Annotated in this window: 19 protein-coding genes; 7 read left to right on the plus strand and 12 right to left on the minus strand. The window is 45.3% G+C overall.

The features are described 5' to 3' along the window. Nucleotides 1–36: 36 nt before the first annotated feature. Complete coding sequence (locus RH88_RS22045; RefSeq protein ID WP_005600198.1) at nucleotides 37–1,374, minus strand: 6-phospho-alpha-glucosidase; 1,338 nt, start codon at nucleotides 1,372–1,374, stop codon at nucleotides 37–39. Nucleotides 1,375–1,508: 134 nt separating this feature from the next. Then, nucleotides 1,509–3,137: an alpha-glucoside-specific PTS transporter subunit IIBC gene (locus RH88_RS22050; protein WP_005600200.1), complete on the minus strand. Its 1,629-nt coding sequence runs from the start codon at nucleotides 3,135–3,137 to the stop codon at nucleotides 1,509–1,511. A gap of 411 nt (nucleotides 3,138–3,548) precedes the next feature. On the opposite strand from RH88_RS22050, the gene RH88_RS22055 reads away from it, so the two are divergent. Continuing rightward, nucleotides 3,549–4,247 carry a GntR family transcriptional regulator gene (locus tag RH88_RS22055; RefSeq protein ID WP_005600202.1) on the plus strand — a complete coding sequence of 233 codons (699 nt, stop codon included), beginning with the start codon at nucleotides 3,549–3,551 and terminating at the stop codon, nucleotides 4,245–4,247. Nucleotides 4,248–4,429: 182 nt separating this feature from the next. Next, the gene (gene aqpZ / locus RH88_RS22060) at nucleotides 4,430–5,134 is read left to right on the plus strand and encodes an aquaporin Z (RefSeq protein ID WP_005600204.1); all 705 of its coding nucleotides are present in this window, start codon (nucleotides 4,430–4,432) and stop codon (nucleotides 5,132–5,134) included. A 244-nt stretch (nucleotides 5,135–5,378) separates the two neighbouring features. Here aqpZ and recR read toward each other — a convergent pair whose 3' ends face one another. The 7 genes from recR to RH88_RS22095 all read right to left on the minus strand — a co-directional run bounded on the left by recR (nucleotide 5,379) and on the right by RH88_RS22095 (nucleotide 11,239). Next, on the minus strand, nucleotides 5,379–5,978 hold the full coding sequence (recR, locus tag RH88_RS22065; RefSeq protein WP_005600206.1) for a recombination mediator RecR: 600 nt from the start codon (nucleotides 5,976–5,978) through the stop codon (nucleotides 5,379–5,381). 16 nt (nucleotides 5,979–5,994) lie between these two features. Beyond that, nucleotides 5,995–6,324 carry a YbaB/EbfC family nucleoid-associated protein gene (locus tag RH88_RS22070; protein WP_005600207.1) on the minus strand — a complete coding sequence of 110 codons (330 nt, stop codon included), beginning with the start codon at nucleotides 6,322–6,324 and terminating at the stop codon, nucleotides 5,995–5,997. A 165-nt stretch (nucleotides 6,325–6,489) separates the two neighbouring features. Continuing rightward, nucleotides 6,490–8,655, minus strand: coding sequence for a DNA polymerase III subunit gamma/tau (gene dnaX / locus RH88_RS22075; protein ID WP_005600208.1), 2,166 nt, complete (start codon nucleotides 8,653–8,655; stop codon nucleotides 6,490–6,492). Between the two features lie 12 nt (nucleotides 8,656–8,667). Continuing rightward, the gene (apt, locus tag RH88_RS22080; RefSeq protein ID WP_005600209.1) at nucleotides 8,668–9,213 is read right to left on the minus strand and encodes an adenine phosphoribosyltransferase; all 546 of its coding nucleotides are present in this window, start codon (nucleotides 9,211–9,213) and stop codon (nucleotides 8,668–8,670) included. Nucleotides 9,214–9,362: 149 nt separating this feature from the next. Beyond that, on the minus strand, nucleotides 9,363–9,755 hold the full coding sequence (locus tag RH88_RS22085) for a YbaN family protein (protein WP_040758061.1): 393 nt from the start codon (nucleotides 9,753–9,755) through the stop codon (nucleotides 9,363–9,365). A 15-nt stretch (nucleotides 9,756–9,770) separates the two neighbouring features. Then, nucleotides 9,771–9,905, minus strand: a complete 135-nt coding sequence (locus RH88_RS24040) for a hypothetical protein (RefSeq protein WP_005600211.1) — start codon at nucleotides 9,903–9,905, stop codon at nucleotides 9,771–9,773. 239 nt (nucleotides 9,906–10,144) lie between these two features. Then, nucleotides 10,145–11,239 (minus strand): response regulator, encoded by a 1,095-nt coding sequence (locus RH88_RS22095; protein ID WP_005600212.1) that lies wholly within the window; start codon nucleotides 11,237–11,239, stop codon nucleotides 10,145–10,147. Nucleotides 11,240–11,484: 245 nt separating this feature from the next. On the opposite strand from RH88_RS22095, the gene RH88_RS22100 reads away from it, so the two are divergent. Next, complete coding sequence (locus RH88_RS22100) at nucleotides 11,485–12,360, plus strand: LysR family transcriptional regulator (RefSeq protein ID WP_005600213.1); 876 nt, start codon at nucleotides 11,485–11,487, stop codon at nucleotides 12,358–12,360. A 91-nt stretch (nucleotides 12,361–12,451) separates the two neighbouring features. On the opposite strand, the gene RH88_RS22105 is transcribed toward RH88_RS22100, so the two are convergent. The 3 genes from RH88_RS22105 to fadI form a co-directional block, all read right to left on the minus strand. Beyond that, nucleotides 12,452–13,000 (minus strand): NAD(P)H nitroreductase, encoded by a 549-nt coding sequence (locus RH88_RS22105; RefSeq protein ID WP_005600214.1) that lies wholly within the window; start codon nucleotides 12,998–13,000, stop codon nucleotides 12,452–12,454. A gap of 147 nt (nucleotides 13,001–13,147) precedes the next feature. Further along, complete coding sequence (fadJ, locus tag RH88_RS22110; protein WP_005600215.1) at nucleotides 13,148–15,262, minus strand: fatty acid oxidation complex subunit alpha FadJ; 2,115 nt, start codon at nucleotides 15,260–15,262, stop codon at nucleotides 13,148–13,150. Beyond that, the gene (gene fadI, locus RH88_RS22115) at nucleotides 15,262–16,569 is read right to left on the minus strand and encodes an acetyl-CoA C-acyltransferase FadI (protein ID WP_005600216.1); all 1,308 of its coding nucleotides are present in this window, start codon (nucleotides 16,567–16,569) and stop codon (nucleotides 15,262–15,264) included. The genes fadJ and fadI overlap by 1 nt, the downstream gene beginning before the upstream one ends. Nucleotides 16,570–17,130: 561 nt before the next feature. Here fadI and RH88_RS22120 point away from each other — a divergent pair. From RH88_RS22120 to RH88_RS22135, 4 genes are all read left to right on the plus strand, one after another. Beyond that, a complete protein-coding gene (locus RH88_RS22120) occupies nucleotides 17,131–17,706 on the plus strand; it encodes a sigma-70 family RNA polymerase sigma factor (protein WP_174269681.1) in 576 nt (191 codons plus the stop codon). After that, nucleotides 17,699–18,430, plus strand: a complete 732-nt coding sequence (locus RH88_RS22125) for a DUF3379 domain-containing protein (protein WP_005600220.1) — start codon at nucleotides 17,699–17,701, stop codon at nucleotides 18,428–18,430. The genes RH88_RS22120 and RH88_RS22125 overlap by 8 nt, the downstream gene beginning before the upstream one ends. A gap of 285 nt (nucleotides 18,431–18,715) precedes the next feature. Then, a complete protein-coding gene (locus tag RH88_RS22130) occupies nucleotides 18,716–19,975 on the plus strand; it encodes an outer membrane protein transport protein (protein ID WP_005600222.1) in 1,260 nt (419 codons plus the stop codon). Between the two features lie 343 nt (nucleotides 19,976–20,318). Next, on the plus strand, nucleotides 20,319–21,623 hold the full coding sequence (locus RH88_RS22135; protein WP_005600224.1) for an outer membrane protein transport protein: 1,305 nt from the start codon (nucleotides 20,319–20,321) through the stop codon (nucleotides 21,621–21,623). Nucleotides 21,624–21,686 lie beyond the last annotated feature (63 nt).

Raw genomic sequence — 21,686 nt, forward strand, 5'->3', positions numbered from 1 at the left:
TGCCCTGCTAAGCAGGGCATTGATGACTCAACGAGACTATTTCATTTCCACCCAAAACTCTTTGTTGGCTTCGAGTAGGTCTTCTAAAATATCTTTCGCGACACTGGCACTTGGAATCGTCGCAGACAGCGTTAATGCTTGCCATAGTCGTTGTTTCGATTGCTCAACGTGCGCCTTAACCACCAGCTTTTCTACCGACACTTGTTGGCTCATCATGCCTTTTTGGAACTCAGGGATTTCACCAATTTGCAGTGGTTTAGCACCTGTATTGTCAACAATACATGGGATCTCCACCATCGCGGTTGGGTCAAAGTTACTGATTGCACCGTTGTTAGGCACAATCAGCAGCATGCGCTCTTTGGTATTGAAGGCAATCGCCGTAGCAAGGTCCACAATGTAAGAAGCGTGCTCTTCCACTTCGATCGTGGTATCACTGGCAGTACCGTTGGCAATAATACGATGGCACTCAGTAAACACCTCTGCCTCACGGCCTTCCATCACTTCATTCGCTCGAGTGAATTCTTTGTTTGAGTGCTCAACCACGTAGTCTGGGTACATGTAGTATTTTAGGTATGTGTTTGGAATGGTATCTGGATCCAATGCGTACACATCACGTACTTTAATAAAGGTCTCTTTCCAAGACTCATCCGTATGCTGAGCACCGCTCAACACGCTTGGTGGCAGGTAACCGTTGTCTTTGATGTACTCTTTAATGCGCGGCATTAAATCTTCGCCCGTTTTCGCATCTTTGAACTCTTTCCACCAACCAAAGTGGTTTAGACCGTAGTACATGATGTCAAACTGCTTACGATCCTCGTAACCCAAGATTTCTGCAATGCGTGTTTCGATACCGATAGGCATATCACAGATGTTGAGTACTTTAGAGTTTGGACGCATCACACGGCACGCTTCTGCCACAATCGCTGCAGGGTTTGAGTAGTTTAGCATCCATGCATTTGGCGAGTATTTTTCCATGTAATCAATCATTTCAATCACAGCAGGGATAGAACGAAGGCCATAAGCCATACCGCCCGCACCACAAGTTTCTTGACCAACACAACCATGACGTAGTGGAATTTTCTCATCTTGCTCACGCATTGCGTATAGGCCAGCACGAATATGAGCCATGCAGAAGTCAACGTCAGTAAAGGCTTCTTCAGGATCGGTGGTATACGAGAATTCAATGTGCGGAGCACGCTCTTTAAGTAGGATCTTACATGCTTCTGCAATCGTTTCCTGACGAGAGGCAAAGTTGTCATAAAACTTCAATTTACGGATAGGGAAACGATCTTGGTTTTCAAGCAGCATCATAACGATACCAGGAGTAAAAGTTGAACCGCCGCCTGCAATAACTACTGAGAATTCTGTTTTCATAATAAGCCTCGTTTAATGTGGGCGGTGTTATTCCGCCCGGATAAATTAGTGTTTGAATCGTGATGTAAATAAAATGTCTGTATCTCTAAATCTTGTTTTAAGCCTTGATGTTCTATATAGCCATGCGGTCTCTGCTAGCTCGCCGTACTGAGTGTTAGCGCTTCTGCATCCGCTTTTTGTTCTTTATAGGCACTAACGATCTGTTCACACTCTTCACGAAGCTGAGGAACACTTAGGCCAATAATCACCTGTACTGCCTTACCGTTTTTCACCAAGTTAACCGCGCCCGTACTCATGAAGTAATCTGCTGACTGGACTTTATCTGGGTTAAAAACAGTGACGCGTAAACGGGTTGCACAGTTGCTTAAATCTTCTAGGTTTTCTACACCACCAAGCCCTTCAATTGTTTCAACTGCTTGGATGTGTAATGGATTAACACCTTGCTCCCCTTTACCGGTAATGCCGTGCTTTTTATTAAAATCTTCTTTACTGTGCAGCTTCATTTCAGCGTCACCGCGACCAGCAATTGGCACATTAAATTTGACGATGAGGTACTTAAAAGTGACGTAGTAAATCGCTGTAAAACAAAGACCAATTGAAATTTGCGTCACCACCATGCTGGTATGGTTACCCAACAGAGGAATCCAGTTACCGGTGACAAATTCAATCAGACCACCACCCATATTGCCGACCACACCGAAGTGATACATCACCATTGCCATCGTGCCAGCCAGTACCGCGTGAATCGCAAATAGCCAAGGCGCAATAAATAGGAAGGTAAACTCAAGTGGCTCTGTAATACCGACCAATACCGCGGTAAAGGTTGCAGGAATCAGCAAAGCTGCCACTTTCTTACGATTTTCCGGTTTCGCGGTGTGGTACATCGCAAGCGCAATACCAATACAACCAAAGACTTTAGAGTTACCGTGTAAAGAGAAGCCACCAGCTGGGAACAGCTCTTTCATGCTTTGGCTTGATTGAGTAAACGCTTCTAAGTTAGTGAACCAATCCACAGTAATACCGTTAGGTGTCACAACGTTACCAAATTGGAACGGGGTATAAATAAAGTGATGCAGACCTGTTGGAATAAGAATGCGCTCAAGGAAAGTGAACAACCACACACCAAACGCACCTGATTCAACAAAAAAGGTTTGTAACCCTAAGATGCCATGCTGAATCGAAGGCCATACATAGAGTGTTAACCACGCCGCTGGCAGCATGGCAAAGAAAGAAATCATAGCAACGTATGAAGCACCTTGGAAAATGCCTAAGTAAGAAGGAAGTTGCTTCTCAAACGTGCGGTTATGAATCCAAGTAACCAGACCTGAAATAATGATCGCGCCGAAAATACCAGTATCAATAGTCTTGATACCTGCAATTTCAGTTAAACCCGACGTTCCGCCAATCGGTTGAGAGAAGTCCACATTAAAGAACCCACCCCAGAAACCACCCATCGCGCCAACAAAGTAGTTAAAGGTTAAGTAAGAAACCATCACTACCATCACCGCTCGTGCATGCGCGGTTTTCGCTAGGCCGATTGGTAAGCCAACCGCAAATAGAAGCGCCATGTTGCGGAAGATAGTCCAGCCACCCTCTTCAATGACTTGTAACACTTGATAATACAGTCCGTTTTTATCAGCCAAATCGCCAACAAATATCGGGTTTTTAAGAACAATGGTTAAGCCAACTAATATCCCTACAAATGGGAACAGCAAAACTGGGGTAAACATTGCTCCGCCTAATCGTTGTATCGCACTCAACATGGCAGGATCCTTAAATTTGTTATTAATATGTTCCAGAGTGTTCCGTCTTTCGACAAGGTTTAAACTACTACCGAAAATTAAATAGAACAAATAGATGATAAGCAATTCGTGATCGAGTACAAATTAAGGATGTTTAATGAGATTCAGCTCACCAAATAGGACATATCGATAACCTTTATTCGCAATAGAAAATATGATTTCGACCAAGATCAACAAAAGGTCATTGATTTGTTCTATTTTGAATGATAATTTTGCGTCATCATCACACTATTCTTGGGCTTGCTTTAAAAAAGCAAATTACAACGTGTGCTGTGTGATTATGAAAAATGAAGTGAAATGATTGGTATCAGTGGGGGCACTCAATGGTGAACGTACCAGTAAGCAATAAGAGTGAGCTCAGAGAGGTTAATTATGTTGTATAAGAAAGTTATGCTTGAGCTGAAAAGCCGCATTGATTCAAATGAATTTACTATTGGTGACACGCTACCAACTGAAAAAGAGTTGATGGCACATTACTCCGTTAGCCGCATAACCATTCGCAAAGCCATTGAAGAACTCGTCAAATTAGGCATGGTGGAAAAACGTCAAGGCGCAGGTTCCACCATCATTGGCAAAACCATGGTTGGATCGATGCTCAGTCTCAAAAGCACCAGTGAATATCTCATTGATACTGGTGCGAAGATTGAATACAAGATTTGTGAATTTACCTTGATGGATGCTGACGATGAACTGGCAGAAATTCTTGAAATCAACCAAGGCGAAAAGGTCTACTTTATTCGACGCTTTAAATTGATTAATGGCGCACCATCGGTTTATGAAGATTCTTACATGCCGATGTCGATGTACCCAAAAATGAATGTCATGTCGATGGAAGGCTCAAAGTACCACTACCTTGAAAACGAACTTGGTTTCGAAATCGACGGCGCATTTCAAGATTTTAACGCGATTCTTCCCGATAAACATATGTGTGAAATTCTCGGCGTCAGCCAAAGAAAACCGCTAATCCAGTTATTATCGGTGGGTAAATTAGTTGATGGGCGTATCTTTGAGTACACCAAAATTGTCTCTAAACCAGAAACCATTACCTACAAACATTACCTCAAACGTTAAGCACCAAAACCTAATTCTGGGGAGTCTCTTCGCTCGGTTTAGACCTTAGACTCCCTTTGAATCCTCTCCCTTTAGCATCGAGTCCAGCAGGTTCAATTAGCATTTTCTGCGCTTAAAACTACGCAAAACCTCAAATTATTAACTATGTTCAGCGGGTACTCTCAATCGAGGATTTTGCCGTTATGAACAAATTACTCGCCGAAGGCTTTGGCACATTTTGGTTAGTATTAGGCGGCTGTGGTAGCGCCGTTTTAGCCGCAGGTTTTCCCCAATTAGGCATTGGATTTGTCGGTGTTGCGCTGGCATTCGGTTTAACTGTCGTCACAATGGCCTATGCCATCGGCCATATTTCCGGTTGTCACTTAAACCCCGCGATCACCATTGGCTTATGGGCTGGTGGCCGGTTTGAAGCAAAATGTGTTTTACCATACATCATCGCTCAAGTGATTGGTGGCATTGTCGCCGGTGGGATTTTGTACATTATCGCCAGCGGTCAAGCCGGCTTTGATCTCGCCGCTTCCGGCTTTGCCGCCAATGGCTATGCCGAACATTCTCCCGGAAAATATTCACTGACTGCGGCACTTGTATGTGAAATTGTCATGACTATGATGTTTTTACTGGTGATCATGGGTTCCACCGATTCACGTGCACCACAAGGCTTCGCTCCCCTCGCGATTGGCCTATGTCTAACCCTAATACATTTAATTTCGATTCCGGTCACTAACACCTCGGTTAATCCCGCACGAAGCACCGGGGTGGCAGTGTACGTTGGTGATTGGGCCGTCAGTCAATTATGGCTATTTTGGCTCGCCCCTATCGTAGGTGCGGTGATCGGCGCTCTGCTCTATAAAGTGATTGCCGGACAGAAAGAGATCGAGAATAGCTGAGATTCGAGAACGAGCTTCGCTCTAAAGAACGCTTCGCTGCTAGATTCGAGAGATTCCCGATTGCGCTCCTTCGTCGCTTTCGGGAATGACGAAATTTCGATTTAGGGCTTTTACCGTCATCCTCAAGAGCGAGGCACGAGCGAGTTGGGGATCTCTCTATTCTCTATTCTCGTTTCTCGATTCCCTGCTCTTTTCTCTGAATACAAAAAAAGCCGCAAAAGCGGCTTTTCATCATCAAGGAAAACTAGATTTTATGTCGGCCCAGCAGTGAGTGTGACAGCGTCGTACCATCGACTAACTCAAGCTCTCCACCGACAGGAACACCATGAGCAATGCGACTTGCATCCACTTGGTGTTCTCGGCATAGCTCAGCAATATAGTGAGCAGTAGCCTCCCCTTCAACCGTTGGGTTAGTGGCAAGAATCACTTCACTCACATCACCACGGCGTAGACGGTAATCCAGTACATCTAAGCCAATATCACTTGGACCAATCCCATCGAGCGGAGAAAGGTGTCCCATTAGGACAAAGTAACGACCAGAGAACTGGCCTGTGGCTTCGACTGCAGCGATATCCGCAGGGCTTTCCACCACACACATTTGACCATTTACCTGACGTTTCGGATTGGTACAAATATGGCAGACGTCTTCCTCGGTAAAGGTGCGGCATTCATTGCAATGACCAATTTCTGTCATAGCATGGCTAAGCGATTCCGCTAGCTGCAAACCACCTTTTCGATCTCGCTGTAACAAATGAAAGGCCATACGTTGAGCCGACTTGGGGCCAACCCCAGGCAGACAACGTAAGGCCTCCATCAATTGCTCCAGCATATGACTGGTGCGCATTAACTAACCTTGTCGATTAGAATGGCATTTTCATGCCTGGTGGTAGTTGCATACCGCCAGTCACTTGAGCCATTTTTTCTTTTTGAGTTTCTTCAACACGACGAGCTGCATCGTTAAATGCCGCTGCGATTAGATCTTCAAGCATCTCTTTGTCGTCTTGCATCAAGCTTTCGTCAATATCAACACGGCGCACGCTGTGGCTACCGGTGATAGTGATCTTCACTAGGCCAGCACCTGATTCGCCAGTCACTTCCATGATTGCGATTTCTTCTTGAAGCTTTTGCATGCGATCTTGCATTTGCTGGGCTTGCTTCATCAGATTGCCCATACCGCCTTTACCAAACATAGTTATCTCTCTGATTATGTTTACTCATATCCCCTACTCGTAGGGGGTAAAGTATTAGCTTGTGGTTACATTATTAGATGGGGTCAAAAGTAGTAACTTCAACCCTAATCTCGCTCGACATACGTTTAATTCACTTCTCCAAATCATCACATCCAATGGAGGTAATTAAATCGGTCTTACGCTGTCTTTATCTAGCACAGCCGCAAAACGCGCTTCAATAAATTGTACATGAGGATCGGTATCTAAACTGTCAAATGCTTGTTGTAATTTGCCTTGATAGAGCGCTTCTCGCAGTTCCAAAGGCGTTTGGCCTTTGCTACCAATTTCAACACTCAAATGGCACTCCTCACCTAGCACGTTATTCAATGCAGCCAACAACTCTGCTTGTGCGCGGTCGGAGTTTAAATGTGCTTGTTCTGGACGCAATGTTAACGAGATAGTCGAATCATTCTTCTCATAGTATGAGTTGAGCGCGAGCTGCTCAGTTAACTTTGCTGTTTCCAGCTTCGCGATAAGGGCTGACCAAGCATTTTGCTCAATCGACTCATCCGCCAACTTTTGCACCATTTCAGGTGTTTTTTCATGCTCTAACGCCTGCTTAATTTGCGTTGGCGTTAGCTCTTTTTTCTCTTGTTTTATCTGTTGAGGCGACGTCGGTTTCCACCGATAGGCTTCATCCTTTTGTTCCTCTACCGGAACCGAAGGTAAACCATTTTCGAGCGACGACACCTGCGCGGAGCCTGCGTGTTTTTGAGCAACACGATCAAGTACCGATTCTTTCTTGGCTGCAGATGTCGCACTAGCCTTTTTTGGCTCACCGCCTGGATTGCTCGCGCTCGAACGCTGAGAGCGCAGTTGATGACGCAACCCCCCTAACGAAGGACGTGTTGCTGGCGCTTCTTGCGATGCGGGAGCTGATGTTGGCTCAGAAGGCACAGGCGCAGAGTTCGGCGCTTGATGTGCCATTGGTGCTGGCGAGGCATCATAACCATCATAATAAGCTTCTGGCGGCGCTATATCGTACTCTGGCGCCATTGGCATCGCTTCTGGCATGCCACTAGCTGACATCGGTGGCGCATTGTACTGCGGAGCCGATTGCGGTTGCACTTGTGGTACAGCAGGAGCTGGCGTTTGCATTGGAGCAACTGGCACTTGGGACGGCATAGATGCAGCTGCTACTTGCGGCGCCGAGGCTGGCGCGGATTGCACTGAGCGAACCTCTGTCGAAATCATATTCGCGGCAGATTGCACAGGGCGGAAAGCCATCATACGCAACACAACCATTTCAAGCCCAATACGCTCAGAAGGTGAAAATGGCAGATCTTGGCGACCTTTCAATGCGATTTGATAGTAAAGCTGTACATCTTGTGGTGACAACGCACGCGCCAATAACTCAACTTTTTCCGCGTCAGGCTGTGCTTTATCAAGTGTAGACGGTAGTGCTTGGTACAATGCGATACGGTGTAACTGGGCGGCAAGCTGATTAAGTAAACCGTCCCATTCAACCCCGTTCTGGGCCAAATTGCTGAGGCTATCCATCGCTTGTTGAGGCTGTTTTGAGCTGATCGCATCAAGTAAATGCAAGGCTTGATCAGTATCGAGCGTACCCAGCATGTGACGAACTAACTCCGACTTCACTTGACCATTACCAAGCGCAATCGCTTGATCTGTCAAACTCAGCGCATCACGCATACTGCCATCTGCAGCATGAGCAATCATACCGAGCGCGCGCGGTTCAAACTCCAACTTTTCTTGGCTAAGAACATGCTCTAGCTGCTGATGAATATCATCAACACTGATTGGTTTGAGATGAAATTGCAGACAGCGCGATAAAATCGTGACAGGCAGCTTTTGCGGATCGGTCGTCGCTAAGAGAAATTTCACATACTCTGGTGGCTCTTCCAGCGTTTTAAGTAACGCGTTAAAGCTATGACGAGAGAGCATGTGAACTTCATCAATGAGATAGACTTTAAATCGACCACGTGCCGGTTTGTATTGCACGTTATCGAGCAGTTCACGGGTATCTTCTACCTTGGTGCGCGACGCCGCATCGATTTCAAGCAGATCTACAAAACGACCTTCATCGATTTCTCGGCAAGTATCACACTCACCACAAGGGGTAGAGGTAATTCCCGTTTCACAGTTTAAACCTTTAGCAAACAAACGACCGATGGTGGTTTTACCCACACCGCGCGTACCGCTAAACAAGTAAGCATGGTGAAGACGATTTTGTGCTAAAGCATTTTCTAAAGCTGTTAATACGTGGGCTTGACCAACCACTTCGTTAAATTTAGTTGGTCGCCATTTTCGCGCTAAGGCAAGATAACTCATGTACCGTTCCGATTAGTGACCGTCAAACTCGCAGATGCTGTAAATATTCAGACCTAGTTTCTCTAGGCGCTTATCACCACCGATCTCTGGTAGGTTGATAACGAATGCTGCGTGCTCAACTTCACCGCCAAGTTGGCGAATTAGCTTAGTGGTTGCTTCAATAGTGCCGCCAGTCGCTAGTAGATCATCAACTACTAACACCTTGTCACCTGCATTGATAGCATCAACGTGAATTTCAAGCGTATCTGTACCGTACTCAAGCTCATAAGTTTGCGCGACAGTTTCACGTGGTAACTTACCCGGTTTACGTACTGGAACAAAACCCAAGCCTAGCTCTAACGCAAGCGGAGCACCAAACAAAAAGCCACGCGCCTCTGTACCCACCACTTTGGTGAAGCCCATGTCTTTGTATTTATCGACAAGAAGCTGGATGGTTGCTTGGTATGCTTGAGCATCTTCTAATAGGCTAGTTACATCGCGAAATAGAATGCCTGGTTTTGGGTAATCAGCGATGCTTTTGATGCTCGCTTTGATCAATGAGATAGTTTCAGTCGTCATAACTCTTTACTTAAAATTGGCTACGCCGTCGTAATCATTTTAGCTTACGGCGGGCGAAAATTGATTATTCCAGCCCCCTATCGAGAAAAAATTATAGGGGTGAAAAAACAAACGCCCACCAAAAAATGTGGGCACACTTCTCGCCAATCTTAGTGATTTTCTTCTTTATCAGCAAGGTGCTCTATCACAGGTAAGCGAATAAACCAGCTAAGCAAAGCCAACAGCATGATTAGCAGCGCAATCTTTAGCCAATCATGTGGCACGATATAGATCGAAAAACTAAAACTGGCGAGCATCACCAATGCCCCGCGCCTTTTTACTTTTTGAGAAACCGCGCGATGTAGATGCCAATTGCTAATAATTGGACCGAAGATGTCATGCTCGATCAGCCATCGATGAAAACGTGGACTGCTGCGCATAAAGCATGCACTTGAAAGGAGGATAAATGGTGTCGTAGGAAGAATAGGAAGGAAAATGCCTAAGATACCTAGGCACAGACTTAAGCCACCAATCAGGTTTAAGAAAAAACGACGAATAGCGATGGCTTTACTCCAAATTTAATTGAAAACCGCATAGCCATTAAATACGCGAATCCAAGTCAATGTTGCTGGAAGCGTCGGGATTAAAAGCACTGCGATAAATCCAAGAAAGTAATAAATATTATAAGGTTCTTTAAAATCTTTGTCTGCCATTGCTCACACTCTATTTTGTAAAAGAAAGCCTACCCCTAATCATCGCCACGCAAAATGCTCGGTTACAATTTAGATATCAGCTCGTTTCATTGTTGTTAAAATAAATTATAGCGTAATGTGTTTGGCACAAACACCGACTAATCTTGTGGGTATTATTGATAGGCCCAAAACGACCAAAGCAGCACTAAGGCTGCTTTGGTCATGGGAGTGTTTTGAGATTTGACGTTATAATTTAGTCGTCACTTTTTTCTCGATAAATCTAACGAGAAGCTACTTGCACCTAAGCGACTCAAGCTAATCGAACAACGCTCATCAATATAAAGCTCTGTGGTGGTAAAGTTTTTCACGCATTTATCGCCTAAACGCGCACCCGCTTCAATTTGCTGACTACGAGAACCACTGCGATAACTCGCTTCTAACCCAGCAGGTAATAGGCGAATCGTCCCTTCTGCGACATCAGCGACACCAAACATCGCTCGGATGGGCATGGCACAATCCGTACACTTAATCCCTTTTTCCAATAAATCAGCCAGATCCTTCAAATCTGCATTAAAGGATTTTAAGTTACGTAGATAATCGTGGAACAGCGCTCGTACCAATAACGTGCTCGCAGCGCCATGGCCATATTCACTATCCGAGTCAACCAGATAGAAAATAAATTGACCATTCATTAGCCAAGCATAATCGAACACTAATGGCATAATATCCGCTGACTGAAGCAGCCTATAACTGCACTTCCAATCACCTTGTGAGGTGTCTTTTTCCGGTAATAACGCATGCAATAAATCTTTCGCCGCGCTCGGATTATCTTCTAGGTGACCTAAATGCCAATGAAGCTCTTGTTCTTCGGGCATGTCACCGCTATCAACGCGAAACCATTGGCTAGAGAAGTCACGAGAATCACCGACATGACAATCTGAGTCTTCCAATGTATTTTCAATCGCATCAATTAAATTGCTGGGGTCGCTGATTGGTTTGGCGAGAAAATCCTTAATACCAAAGCGCAATGCTTTCGCCACATCTGACATCTCTTCTGTCGCAGAAACAACGATCATCGGCAAAGAGGGATACTCTAAGCTCACCTCTTCAACAAACTCGATGCCGTTGAGCACTGGCATCGCCAGATCACATAAAATCAAATCGGGTTCAAACGAACGAAGTTGTCGCAATCCTTCTAATCCATTCTCCGCTTCCAACACTTGATAGCCTTGGGCGCACAGAATCGACGTCGTAATACGGCGAAAAATAGGGTCGTCATCAACCAACAATACGCGTTTTTTTTGCGCTCCGGCGTGGTCTGACGGCAAGACCTGAGCCTCTGATATCTTATGCATGGAAATGCCTCACACAACTTCTTAAATGTAATAATTATGACTTATTGTTATATTTATAAGTAGAATGATCGAACTTCTTAAAAATAGTCGTGAACCTATATTTATACAAATATGCTGATCTCTCACTTTATTGCATACAAGATGTATGAAATGATAAAGATCGCATTACTTGTTGATGTGTCTCAATCTTTATGCGAGATGTTCAATATAAATTAACCCAATTCGTAAAAAAATGTGTCCAGATGATGAAATTAGACGATCTAAACCTGTTTCGACTGGTAGTCGAAAATGGGAGCTATACTGCAACATCACGAAAAACCATGATTCCTGTTGCAACCATAACGCGACGCATTCAAGCACTAGAAGATGCTTTGAACCTAAGGTTGCTTAATCGCCACGCGCGTAAGCTATCACTAACAGAAGCTGGTGAACGCTTCTATGGTGAATGTTCACCTTTATTACAGCGTCTGTCTTTCGTCACCGAAGAAATTTCCGACGACTGTCGCGGTGCGGCAGGAAAAATTCGAATTTCATCTCCATCAAATCTGACTAAACGCATGATGATGCCGATGTTCAATGCCTTCATGCAGCAATACCCAGACATCAGCATTGAGTTGAACACCAGCAATCATGCCGATCAACTCGACCCGACCGAATGGGATGTTATTTTCCGTGTTGGCCCGCAGCGTGATTCAAGCCTAATCGCACGAAAAATCAGCGCCGTAAAAGATATCCTAGTTGCAAGCCCTGAATATTTACGCGCTCATCACGCCCCGGTTCATGCTGAAGAACTGCATAATCACTCGCTGTTAAAAGGCGATCCACTGAAGAAGTGGCAACTTATCAACGAAAGTGGCGAGACTGTTATCAACAATGACAATGGTCGCTTCCAAGCCAATGCGCTCAATGTTGTGCGCAGTGCTTGTTCAGATGGCCTTGGCATTACGCTGATGCCTGATGTGATGATCCGTGAATTTATTGAAGATGGTAGCTTGGTACAAGTGCTGCAAGATTGGAGCGCTAACCCACGTGATATCTATATGCTTTATAACCACAAAGATCATTTACCAGAGAAAGTGCGTCTATTTATCGATTTTGTGATTGCTTACAACATCCACTAATACTTCCACGTTCGACGCAAACAAAAAGAGCTTGGCCATACCAAGCTCTTTTCTATTTGATCCAGCCTCAATATCGACATAACCCGTTCGACTAAAGAAACTCAACAAATTTTGCCAAATCACGCTCTGGTACTTTCATTGGCGTGCAACCCGGCGTGCCAAGATAGAGAAAACCAACGATCTGATCGTCTCCGCTCACACCAAACGCATCGCGTACCACATCATGGAACATCCACTTACCTGAACGCCAAAAACCTTGAAATCCTTGAGCGACCGCGGCCATTTGCATCGCCTGCGCAGCGCACCCTGCCGACAAATGCTGTTCAAATGCAGGCACTTTTTCATGCTCTGTCACTTTGGCGATGACCGTAATCACCATTGGCGCACGAAACGGCGCTTGGCTGACTTTATCCATCACCGCTTGATCGCTGTTTTCTGCCGTTGCAGCACTGACTAATATATCCGCGAGCTTTTGCAGCCCTTCTCCTTGAGCGATGACAAAACGCCAAGGTGTTAAACCGCCATGATCTGGCGCGCGCAAACCAGCACGAATAATATTCTCTAATGCTTTACCTTCTGGTGCAGGCGCTGACAGTCGCGCAATCGAGCGGCGGTTAAGCAACAAATCTAGAGCATCCATAGTATCCCTTTATGTGACGGTATTTTCTGTAATCATAACGGTGTTCATGCAGAATCTGCAATTTCTTGTGTCACGAATAACCATAAAAAAAGCAAGCTTCACGCTCGCTTTTAACTTTATGATGCGCAGATATCGCTCGACTAAATTCTAATCATAAAATGGCGCATTTAAGCTGGCTCTCGTCAGCAGACCATCGCACGGAGCAAAACGTTCACCATATTTCGCCGCATGTTCATTCATGATCTCTACCAGCTTAACGATACCAATCTGATCCATATAGCGGAACGGGCCACCTAAGAATGGTGGGAAGCCAATACCAAAGATTGCGCCGATATCACCATCTCTCGGTGAGCGGATAATCCCTTCATCCAAACAGCGAACCGCCTCATTAAGCATCGGTAGCAAACAGCGCATCGCCATCTCTTGGCTAGCCATTTTTGACTCAGGGGTAAGATTAAGTAGCTTATAGACACTTTTATCTACCTGCTTATCTTTCCCTTTGTAGGTGTAAAAGCCTTTGCCACTTTTACGTCCTTTACGGCCATCATTGAGTAAGGTGTCAAATACCGCAGGGCCTTGGAAGCGAGGGCCTAGCTCGTTGACTAATATCGGCATGATCTTAGCACCAATATCCACCCCCACCTCATCCAATAACGTGATTGGCCCAACAGGAAAACCAGCATCAAGTAGCGCGCCATCAAGTTGTTCAATCGGCTCGCCGGTGAGTAAAATATGCGCCGCTTCATTCATGTAGGGTGCTAATATGCGGTTAACATAAAATCCCGCGCAGTCTTTCACTACAATTGGGGTTTTACCTTGTTTACGTGCCAATTCAACTACAGTGGAGATGGTTTGATCCGAGGTGGTTTGGTGCGGAATGACTTCCACCAGCGGCATTTTTTCCACTGGGCTAAAGTAATGCAAGCCAATCACATTTTCAGGACGTGCAGCTTGTTCGGCAATCTGATGAATCGGCAGTGAAGAAGTATTGGTCGCAAAGATCGTATCTGGTTTAGCGTTTTGCTCGATATCCGCCACCATCTGTTGCTTAAGGGCTAAATCTTCAAACACGGCTTCTATCACGACATCAGTATGATTAAAGCTGATGAAATCGATACCTCCAGAGAGCTGCTGCATTTTGCTTTGCAATTGTGCCTTGCTCAAGATTCGGCGTTTACGCTGCTTTTCAAACAACTTAAAGTTGTAATTAAGCGCGTTCAATACCCCATCATTACTGACATCTTTGATACGCACCGGCACCTTAGCTTTCGCTACCGTAACATGACTGATCCCCGCGCCCATAAGACCGCCACCGAGCACAGCAATCCGCTTAACGGAGGATGGCTCTGCGTCGCTACCATGTTCTTTTTTCATCTCAGTGGTAGCAAAAAAAATCGAACGCAGTGCTTTGGATTCATTGCTCATCACCAACTCACCAAAGCGCTCAGCTTCATACGCTAGCCCTTTAGTGAAACCATGTTCTAAGCCGTAGCGAATCACCTCTAAAATGGCCTCGGTAGCTGGATAGTTGCCACGGGTTTTTTGTTGAGTTTTCTTCGCTGCTTGTTCAAAAATCACTTTGCGACCAAAGCCCGTTTGCGCCATTAATTTCTCTTTGGTGCTCACCTTATGCTTGGCTTTGTCTTTGTCTTCAACAAACTGTTTTGCCACTTCTAATAAGATCGTCGGCGCAACGCAGGCATCAACGACCCCAAGCTTTTTCGCTTTCTTTGCTCGCAATTGTTTGCCCGTTAGAATCAAATCCAACGACGGTAATAATCCAATCAAGCGTGGCAAGCGTTGAGTCCCGCCCGACCCCGGCAATAGACCTAATTGCACTTCAGGCAAACCAAGTCGCGTTTTATCATCATCGCTACACACACGGTAATCACACGCCAGTGCCAGCTCTAAACCTCCACCGAGACATGGGCCGTGGATCGCCGCAACAACGGGAAAACTCAGCTTAGAGAGTTTTTCAAACATCTCTTGCCCTTTCGTTGCGAGCGCCTGCGCTTCTTGAGCGCTCTGACAAGCATCCAGCATACGAACATCGGCACCCGCAACAAAATTGTCCGGCTTACCCGAGTGAATGATTAACCCCTTTAGGGCGCTTTTATGCTGTTCAAGTTCAGCGAACACCGACTCCATTTCATCGGCAAAAGCCGCTTGAAGCGTGTTCATTTTTTCATTCGGCACATCGATACACAGCCACGCAATGTTCTGCTCATCGATGGTGAGATTAAAGGCTTTAAGATCCGTCATTATTCAACCTCCAGAATCATCGCTGCACCCAAACCACCCGCAGCACAAGCGGTGTTTAATGCCAAGCCACCGCCACGTCGTTTCAGCTCACGCAAAGTTTGCGTCATCATACGAGCCCCCGTAGCGGCAAATGGGTGACCGTAAGCAATCGAACCGCCCAACACGTTAAATTTATCCATATCAATTTCGCCAATCGCTTTGCTGCGCCCCAACTTCTCTTGAGCGAATTTATCGCTAGCGAACATTTTGACGTTAGACAGAGCCTGAGCGGCAAAAGCTTCATGCATATCAATTAAGGTTAAGTCGTTAAGGGTTATCCCCGCCCGATCGAGCGCCATTGGCGTGGCGTACGATGGCCCCATCAACATATCTTGTTCAACACCGATGGCTGAGAACGCATACGAGCGAATGTAGCCTAAAATCTCTAAGCCCAACTCTTTCGCTTTGCCTTCACGCATCAACATCACAGCCGCAGCGCCATCGGTTAATGGTGTACTGTTGGCTGCGGTCACACTGCCATACTGACGGTCAAACGCTGGACGCAATTTGGCGTAGCTCTCCAAGGTGGAGTCATGGCGAATATTGTTGTCTTCAGCCAACCATTTTTTATAAGGAGCAGGGAAAGCCGTCATCACTTCGCCCGCAATCTTACCCTCTTGCCATGCTAACGAAGCGAGCGTATGCGAACGGTGCGCCAGTGCATCTTGTTCTGCACGGCTAATACCATGACTTTTCGCCATTTGCTCGGCGGTTTGCCCCATTGACAAACCCGTCGAGTATTCAGCGACCGCAGGTGGGACTGGCATCAGATCTTTTAGCGAGAAGGATTTTAGAATATGGAGTTTTTGCGCCATCGTTTTGGTTTTACTCAGCGCAAGCAGGTTGGCTGCCATTTTTTTCGACACCCCAATTGGCAAGACAGAAGACGAATCTGCCCCTCCGGCAATACCCACATCAATGGTGCCCGCCATAATACTTTCGGCCACATTTACGGCCGCTTGAAAGCTGGTTGCACAAGCACGTGTGACACTATAAGCGTCGGTATGAATGTTCATTCCCGTACCGAGCACAATCTCTCGGGCGATATTTGGCGCTTCAGGCATCTGTACCACCTGACCAAACACCACTTGCTCAATCAGTTTGGCATCAATATCGCTACGAGCGAGCATTTCACTCACCACCATCTTGCCTAAATCAATGGCAGGGACTTGGCTAAACTCGGTGCTTTGGCGAGCGAACGGCGTTCGTAGCCCGGCAACTATCGCGACTCGCTCGCCACTGCGAGTGGTTACTTCCTGCTTACCCATTGTTTCTCCTTACAATAAGTGCCAACCAAAACAAGCTTGTTATCTATGACTTATTTTAGTTCATTTAGAGGTCTGACCAGAATTATTGTAATGGGTTTGTTAAATCAATCAAACACCTGTTTAAATAAACGTGATTTACGAAGCGAGAGAATTGCTAACTAAATGAAAAATAAGAGTTGTCGCCAAGTAAAATTTGGCTATATTTAGGGCGATAGGTTTGTGAGGTCGCCAAATTTAGGCAAAAAAAAACCACACAATACTGTGTGGTCGGAATGTATAAAGCAATTAACTCACGCCAATTGAAATAATCAGTTTCCTGATTAGGAGAAAGTAAAGTCAGCCTTCAAAAGGAAGTGTCATCTTGCTCAACTCGTTAGTGAAACACTAACTAGATGACAAGATGTACTATAACCGCTGGATTGTTATGGTTTTTGAATTAGATCAATTTTTGATGCGATTTTTGACCATATCGTCAGCTTATTGACATTAACTCGCGCAAAACGGCTTGTTTTTCTCAATCCCCTCTTTTGAAGTCATCTCGACCTAATCCCAAACCCCTTGTTGGAGGCTTTTGTGGCAATTTTAGAAATTTTTGGGAAGAAAAAGACAAAAAGTCCGGTCGACTCTGATATGGACAGACAAAGAAAATACGAAGCGCTGGTACGCGCCTATCACCGTGACTTGTATCGTTACGCCTATTGGTTGTGTAAAGATCCAACCATTGCCGAAGATTTGGTACAGGAAACCTGCCTGCGGGCATGGAAGTCACTCGATAGCTTACAAGATGAAAAGGCAGCTAAATCTTGGCTGATCACTATCTTGCGCCGCGAAAATGCCCGCCGCTTCGAACGTAAACAATTTGATTTGGTTGATATTGACGATCACAGTAATGACGCCAAAGTGAGTGACGATGCGCACCATCAAACAGAATGGATCCATGCGCAAATCATGAAGCTTGAGGTTGATTACCGCGAGCCACTGTTTTTACAAGTGGTTGGGGGTTTTAGTGGCGATGAAATTGGTCAAATCTTAGAGCTAAATAAAAATACCGTGATGACTCGCCTCTTTAGAGCACGTAATCAACTCAAAGAGATGATGGAGTCAGCAGAGAATCATAAAGGAGCGCACAATGGATGAGTTAGAATTCCGCCGTCGAATCATGTCCGATCCTAAACATAGGAGCAGTGACATCGTCGATGCGATGCGAGCCAACGAAAGCCATAGCAAATTTGTTGATGACATCAATGAACTTGACGCACAAATCGCGAAAGCGATGAATGTCGATGTGCCTGATGATCTTGCTGATCGCATTCTCTTTCATCAAAGCTCACAACAGCCGACTAACGTTATCAGACCTAATTTTATTAAACGTAGCATGGCAATGGCCGCTTCAGTTGCCTTCGCCTTTGGTTTACTGGTTGGGCAAATTAACTGGGGAAATGTACTGGTCACGCCCGCACAAGCCAGTTTAGCCGACACGGCGATTGAACATGTGATTGCCGAGAAGCCGTTTGTTGATCATTTAGATGAACAGGTCAGTTCGGCGCAAATCAATGCCAAGATGCAGCCATTTGATCAACAATTAGAGAAGTCGTTCCCTTATCATGTCTATTACCTTAACCATTGTGGTTTTGGTGATGCCAATGCTCTGCACATGGTATTTGCTGGTGAACATGGCAAGGTCACGCTCTTTATTACCAACATCTCCAGCAACAGCGTGCAAGACTTCACGCAACAAGGGATGTCCGGAGTTGTTGAGCCGGTTGGTGACAGCAGTTTGATTGTGGTAGGCGAAAAAGGCGAAGATGTCACCGCTATCGCCAAAAGCATCATGAACATCATCAAACCTATGGCAATTTAAGCCAACTTTGCGACATTAAAGCCTGAATTTCTTATTCAGGCTTTTTTTATACCAGAATGTGCATGATGTTTAGTAAAATCACCAGCAAAAAATAGAGTACAAACTCTAAAATGACGATTTTCACAGCATTTTCCCGTCTGTTACCCATCATTTCCATAATTTTATCATCATATTAGCCAATGGTCGGATTTCTATATTCTATACTTCAGACTAATATCAGCCCCAACTGAGCATTTGCTCAAAAAACAGCGCCCGTATAAGAGGCGACTAAAAAGGAAAAGCACCATGAACAACTCGCGTCTGTTTAAAAAGACACTGTTAGCAGTGACAATCGCAACAACCTCAATCGCCTCTCAGCAAGCTATGGCTGCTGGTTTCCAACTTAACGCACAATCAGCAACCGGTATCGGCCGTGCATTTGCTGGTGACGCTGTTATTGCCGATAACGCATCTGTAATGGCACGTAACCCGGCAGCAATGGCGCTGTTTGATAAAATGGAACTGTCTCTTGGTTTTGAAACCATCATTACTGATATCGAAGTAAAAGATGCTGAATACAAAAGTGCTGCTGGCACAACAGCAGCTTCAAACTACGATAATGCTGGAGCAACATCTGTAGCACCGAACATTCATTTAATCGTTCCAGTAAACGATCAATTTGCTTGGGGGGCTAACGCCTACTCTAACTTTGGTACTCGTACTGATTTTGGTAGTGATTTTGTCGGTGCTGAATACGGTGGCGAGACAGAAATCATGAGCATCAACTTCGGTCTAGCGGGTTCATACCGCCTGAACGAACAGTGGAGTTTTGGTGCAGGTCTAGACCTGATCTATGGCCAAGGTACGTTAAAGCGTAATGTCAGCGATAGCTTTTATAAAGGCCCAACTAACAACCCTCTGGGTGCATTTTTAGCGTCAAAAAATGGTGCCGAAATCCTAAACATCGACCAGGCTGATGGTTGGGGTGTTGGTTTTAATGTTGGTACCGTATTCGAGCTTAACGAAAACAACCGTTTTGGTCTGTCTTACCGCTATAGCCCAGATATCACAGCAAAAGATGGCTCACAAGAAATCACACTGCCACTACCTGACATGGCTGAATTCTCCGGTTACCACAAAATCGAAGACACCAAATTCGCTGTTCACTACTCGATTCAGTACATCGGTTGGGGTGATTTTGACAAGATTGAATTCAAAAATGCCGGTATTACTGAAAAAGAATACGGTTGGCAAGATGGTTGGCACTACGCAATTGGTGGTACTTACTACCTAAACAACGATTGGACACTACGTGCCGGTTACATGTACGACACTAGCGCACAGGATGAGATCACATCAATTTCAGTACCAGACTCTGATCGTCAATGGTTCTCAACCGGTTTCACTTACCACTTAGATTCTTCATCTAACGTAGACTTTGGTTTCACTTACCTAGTAGGTGAAGACGTAAAAGTCTCTGAAGCTAATGCAGGCGTATCAAGTATCACTGGTACTACCCGCGCTAACGCAATCCTAGTGGGTCTACAATACAGCCGCAGCTTCTAAGCGCTGACGCTATCCTCACTATTTGAAGGGCTGGTTATCCAGCCCTTTTTGTTGCCTGCCGTATTGCCTATCTCTGATCAATAAATCCCTTCAACATTTTCAGCGTACAACATTGCGAGTTTTTTAAGCGCACACTTGTGCATCAAAACACAAATTTAACAACACAGTCGTTCGCTGAAAAAAGAAGTGGTCGAACCACTTTTCTGGTTTTTTATGCTTTAAAACTTATGTTTATTTATTTTTTATCCTGAATTTACCGTTTACAGTGTTTTCTATTTTTAAAGCAAAAGCTCTAAAACTACCATCTTGCGACGAATTAACAACATATTCAGCGAACATAACAATGAAAACAAATAAGTCTCTTCTATCACTTGCAGTAGCATGTGGTCTAATGTCAGTGGCAACCACCGCAAACGCCGCAGGTTTCCAGCTAGCAGAATACTCAGCAACGGGTCTTGGCCGTGCATACGCAGGTGAAGCAGCAATGGCTGACAATGCAGGTTCACAATGGCGTAACCCTGCGTTGCTAACATACCTAGAAGGTACTCAAGTTTCTGTTGGCGCAATCTATGTTGATCCAAATATTGATATCGAAGGTACGAGCAAAGCAGGTTCTGTACCTGCACATGCTTCAGACTTCGCTCACGATGCAGTAATTCCTAACTTTTACCTATCGCACAAGTACAACGATAAGTTTGCACTTGGCTTTGCGCTAGGCACCAACTACGGTATGGAAACTGACTTAGGTGCGGATTTTGCCGCAGCGAACCACGGCAATGAAGCTAGCATCATCACCAAGGAAGCCAACCTAAATGCGGCATACCAACTGACCCCAACTGTAAGCATTGGTGGTGGTGTTCGCTACGTGATGGCAGAAGGTAGCTTTGGAGCTGTAACTCCAAACCATATGGCACCGCTTAATGGTTTAACTCTAAAATACATGGAAGGTGATGACAAAGCGTGGGGTTGGCAACTTGGTTCACTATGGCAAATCAACGATGCGAACCGTATTGGCTTTACCTATAAATCTGAAGTTGAGCTAACGCTTGAAGGTCATGCTAGAGGATTAGGCTTTGATAAAGTCGGTGGTTCTATTTTTAACCCACAACAGTATGCCGGCTCTATGGATCTAGCCCTACCAGCAACCGCTGAAATTGCTACTTTCCACCAAGTATCTGAAAAAGTTGCCATCCATACCAGCATCAACTGGACCGACTGGAGCAGCTTCAAAACACTTGAAGCGAACATCCCTGAATTTGGTGCTAACAGTTCACAATTGATTAAGCACGAAAACTGGGAAGACAACTACCGCTTTGCAATTGGTTCGACTTACCAATACAACAGTAAACTACAACTACGTACGGGTGTAGCTTACGATACATCTGCGGTAAGCGAAGAGCACCGCACAGCGACCATTCCTGAGACAGATCGACTATGGCTAAGCATTGGTGCCGGTTACCAATGGTCTGAGCAACTATCGCTTGATGCTGGTTTCACTTACATTATGGCGAAAGATGCGAAGATGCAAGAAACTCGAGTAGATGGAGCAAAACCACTTACAGATCCTTCAGACTTTGGTGGTAATTTCGAAGGCGAAGTAACTGGTAGCATCTGGCTAATCGGCGTGCAAGCGAACTACACGTTCTAATTTGTCGCTAACACGCTTTAGATAGTTAAAAAGAAAGGCTTGGGAATTCCCAAGCCTTTTTTG

The sequence above is a fragment of the Vibrio scophthalmi LMG 19158 genome, from assembly GCF_000222585.1.
Classification (GTDB): Bacteria; Pseudomonadota; Gammaproteobacteria; order Enterobacterales; family Vibrionaceae; genus Vibrio; species Vibrio scophthalmi.

Coding starts and splice junctions, on each gene's coding strand:
- RH88_RS22045 (WP_005600198.1), bottom strand. CDS start 1,374: ATGAAAACAGAATTCTCAGTAGTTATTGCAGGCGGCGGTTCAACTTTT.
- RH88_RS22050 (WP_005600200.1), bottom strand. CDS start 3,137: ATGTTGAGTGCGATACAACGATTAGGCGGAGCAATGTTTACCCCAGTT.
- RH88_RS22055 (WP_005600202.1), top strand. CDS start 3,549: ATGTTGTATAAGAAAGTTATGCTTGAGCTGAAAAGCCGCATTGATTCA.
- aqpZ (WP_005600204.1), top strand. CDS start 4,430: ATGAACAAATTACTCGCCGAAGGCTTTGGCACATTTTGGTTAGTATTA.
- recR (WP_005600206.1), bottom strand. CDS start 5,978: ATGCGCACCAGTCATATGCTGGAGCAATTGATGGAGGCCTTACGTTGT.
- RH88_RS22070 (WP_005600207.1), bottom strand. CDS start 6,324: ATGTTTGGTAAAGGCGGTATGGGCAATCTGATGAAGCAAGCCCAGCAA.
- dnaX (WP_005600208.1), bottom strand. CDS start 8,655: ATGAGTTATCTTGCCTTAGCGCGAAAATGGCGACCAACTAAATTTAAC.
- apt (WP_005600209.1), bottom strand. CDS start 9,213: ATGACGACTGAAACTATCTCATTGATCAAAGCGAGCATCAAAAGCATC.
- RH88_RS24040 (WP_005600211.1), bottom strand. CDS start 9,905: ATGGCAGACAAAGATTTTAAAGAACCTTATAATATTTATTACTTTCTT.
- RH88_RS22095 (WP_005600212.1), bottom strand. CDS start 11,239: ATGCATAAGATATCAGAGGCTCAGGTCTTGCCGTCAGACCACGCCGGA.
- RH88_RS22100 (WP_005600213.1), top strand. CDS start 11,485: ATGAAATTAGACGATCTAAACCTGTTTCGACTGGTAGTCGAAAATGGG.
- RH88_RS22105 (WP_005600214.1), bottom strand. CDS start 13,000: ATGGATGCTCTAGATTTGTTGCTTAACCGCCGCTCGATTGCGCGACTG.
- fadJ (WP_005600215.1), bottom strand. CDS start 15,262: ATGACGGATCTTAAAGCCTTTAATCTCACCATCGATGAGCAGAACATT.
- fadI (WP_005600216.1), bottom strand. CDS start 16,569: ATGGGTAAGCAGGAAGTAACCACTCGCAGTGGCGAGCGAGTCGCGATA.
- RH88_RS22125 (WP_005600220.1), top strand. CDS start 17,699: ATGGATGAGTTAGAATTCCGCCGTCGAATCATGTCCGATCCTAAACAT.
- RH88_RS22130 (WP_005600222.1), top strand. CDS start 18,716: ATGAACAACTCGCGTCTGTTTAAAAAGACACTGTTAGCAGTGACAATC.
- RH88_RS22135 (WP_005600224.1), top strand. CDS start 20,319: ATGAAAACAAATAAGTCTCTTCTATCACTTGCAGTAGCATGTGGTCTA.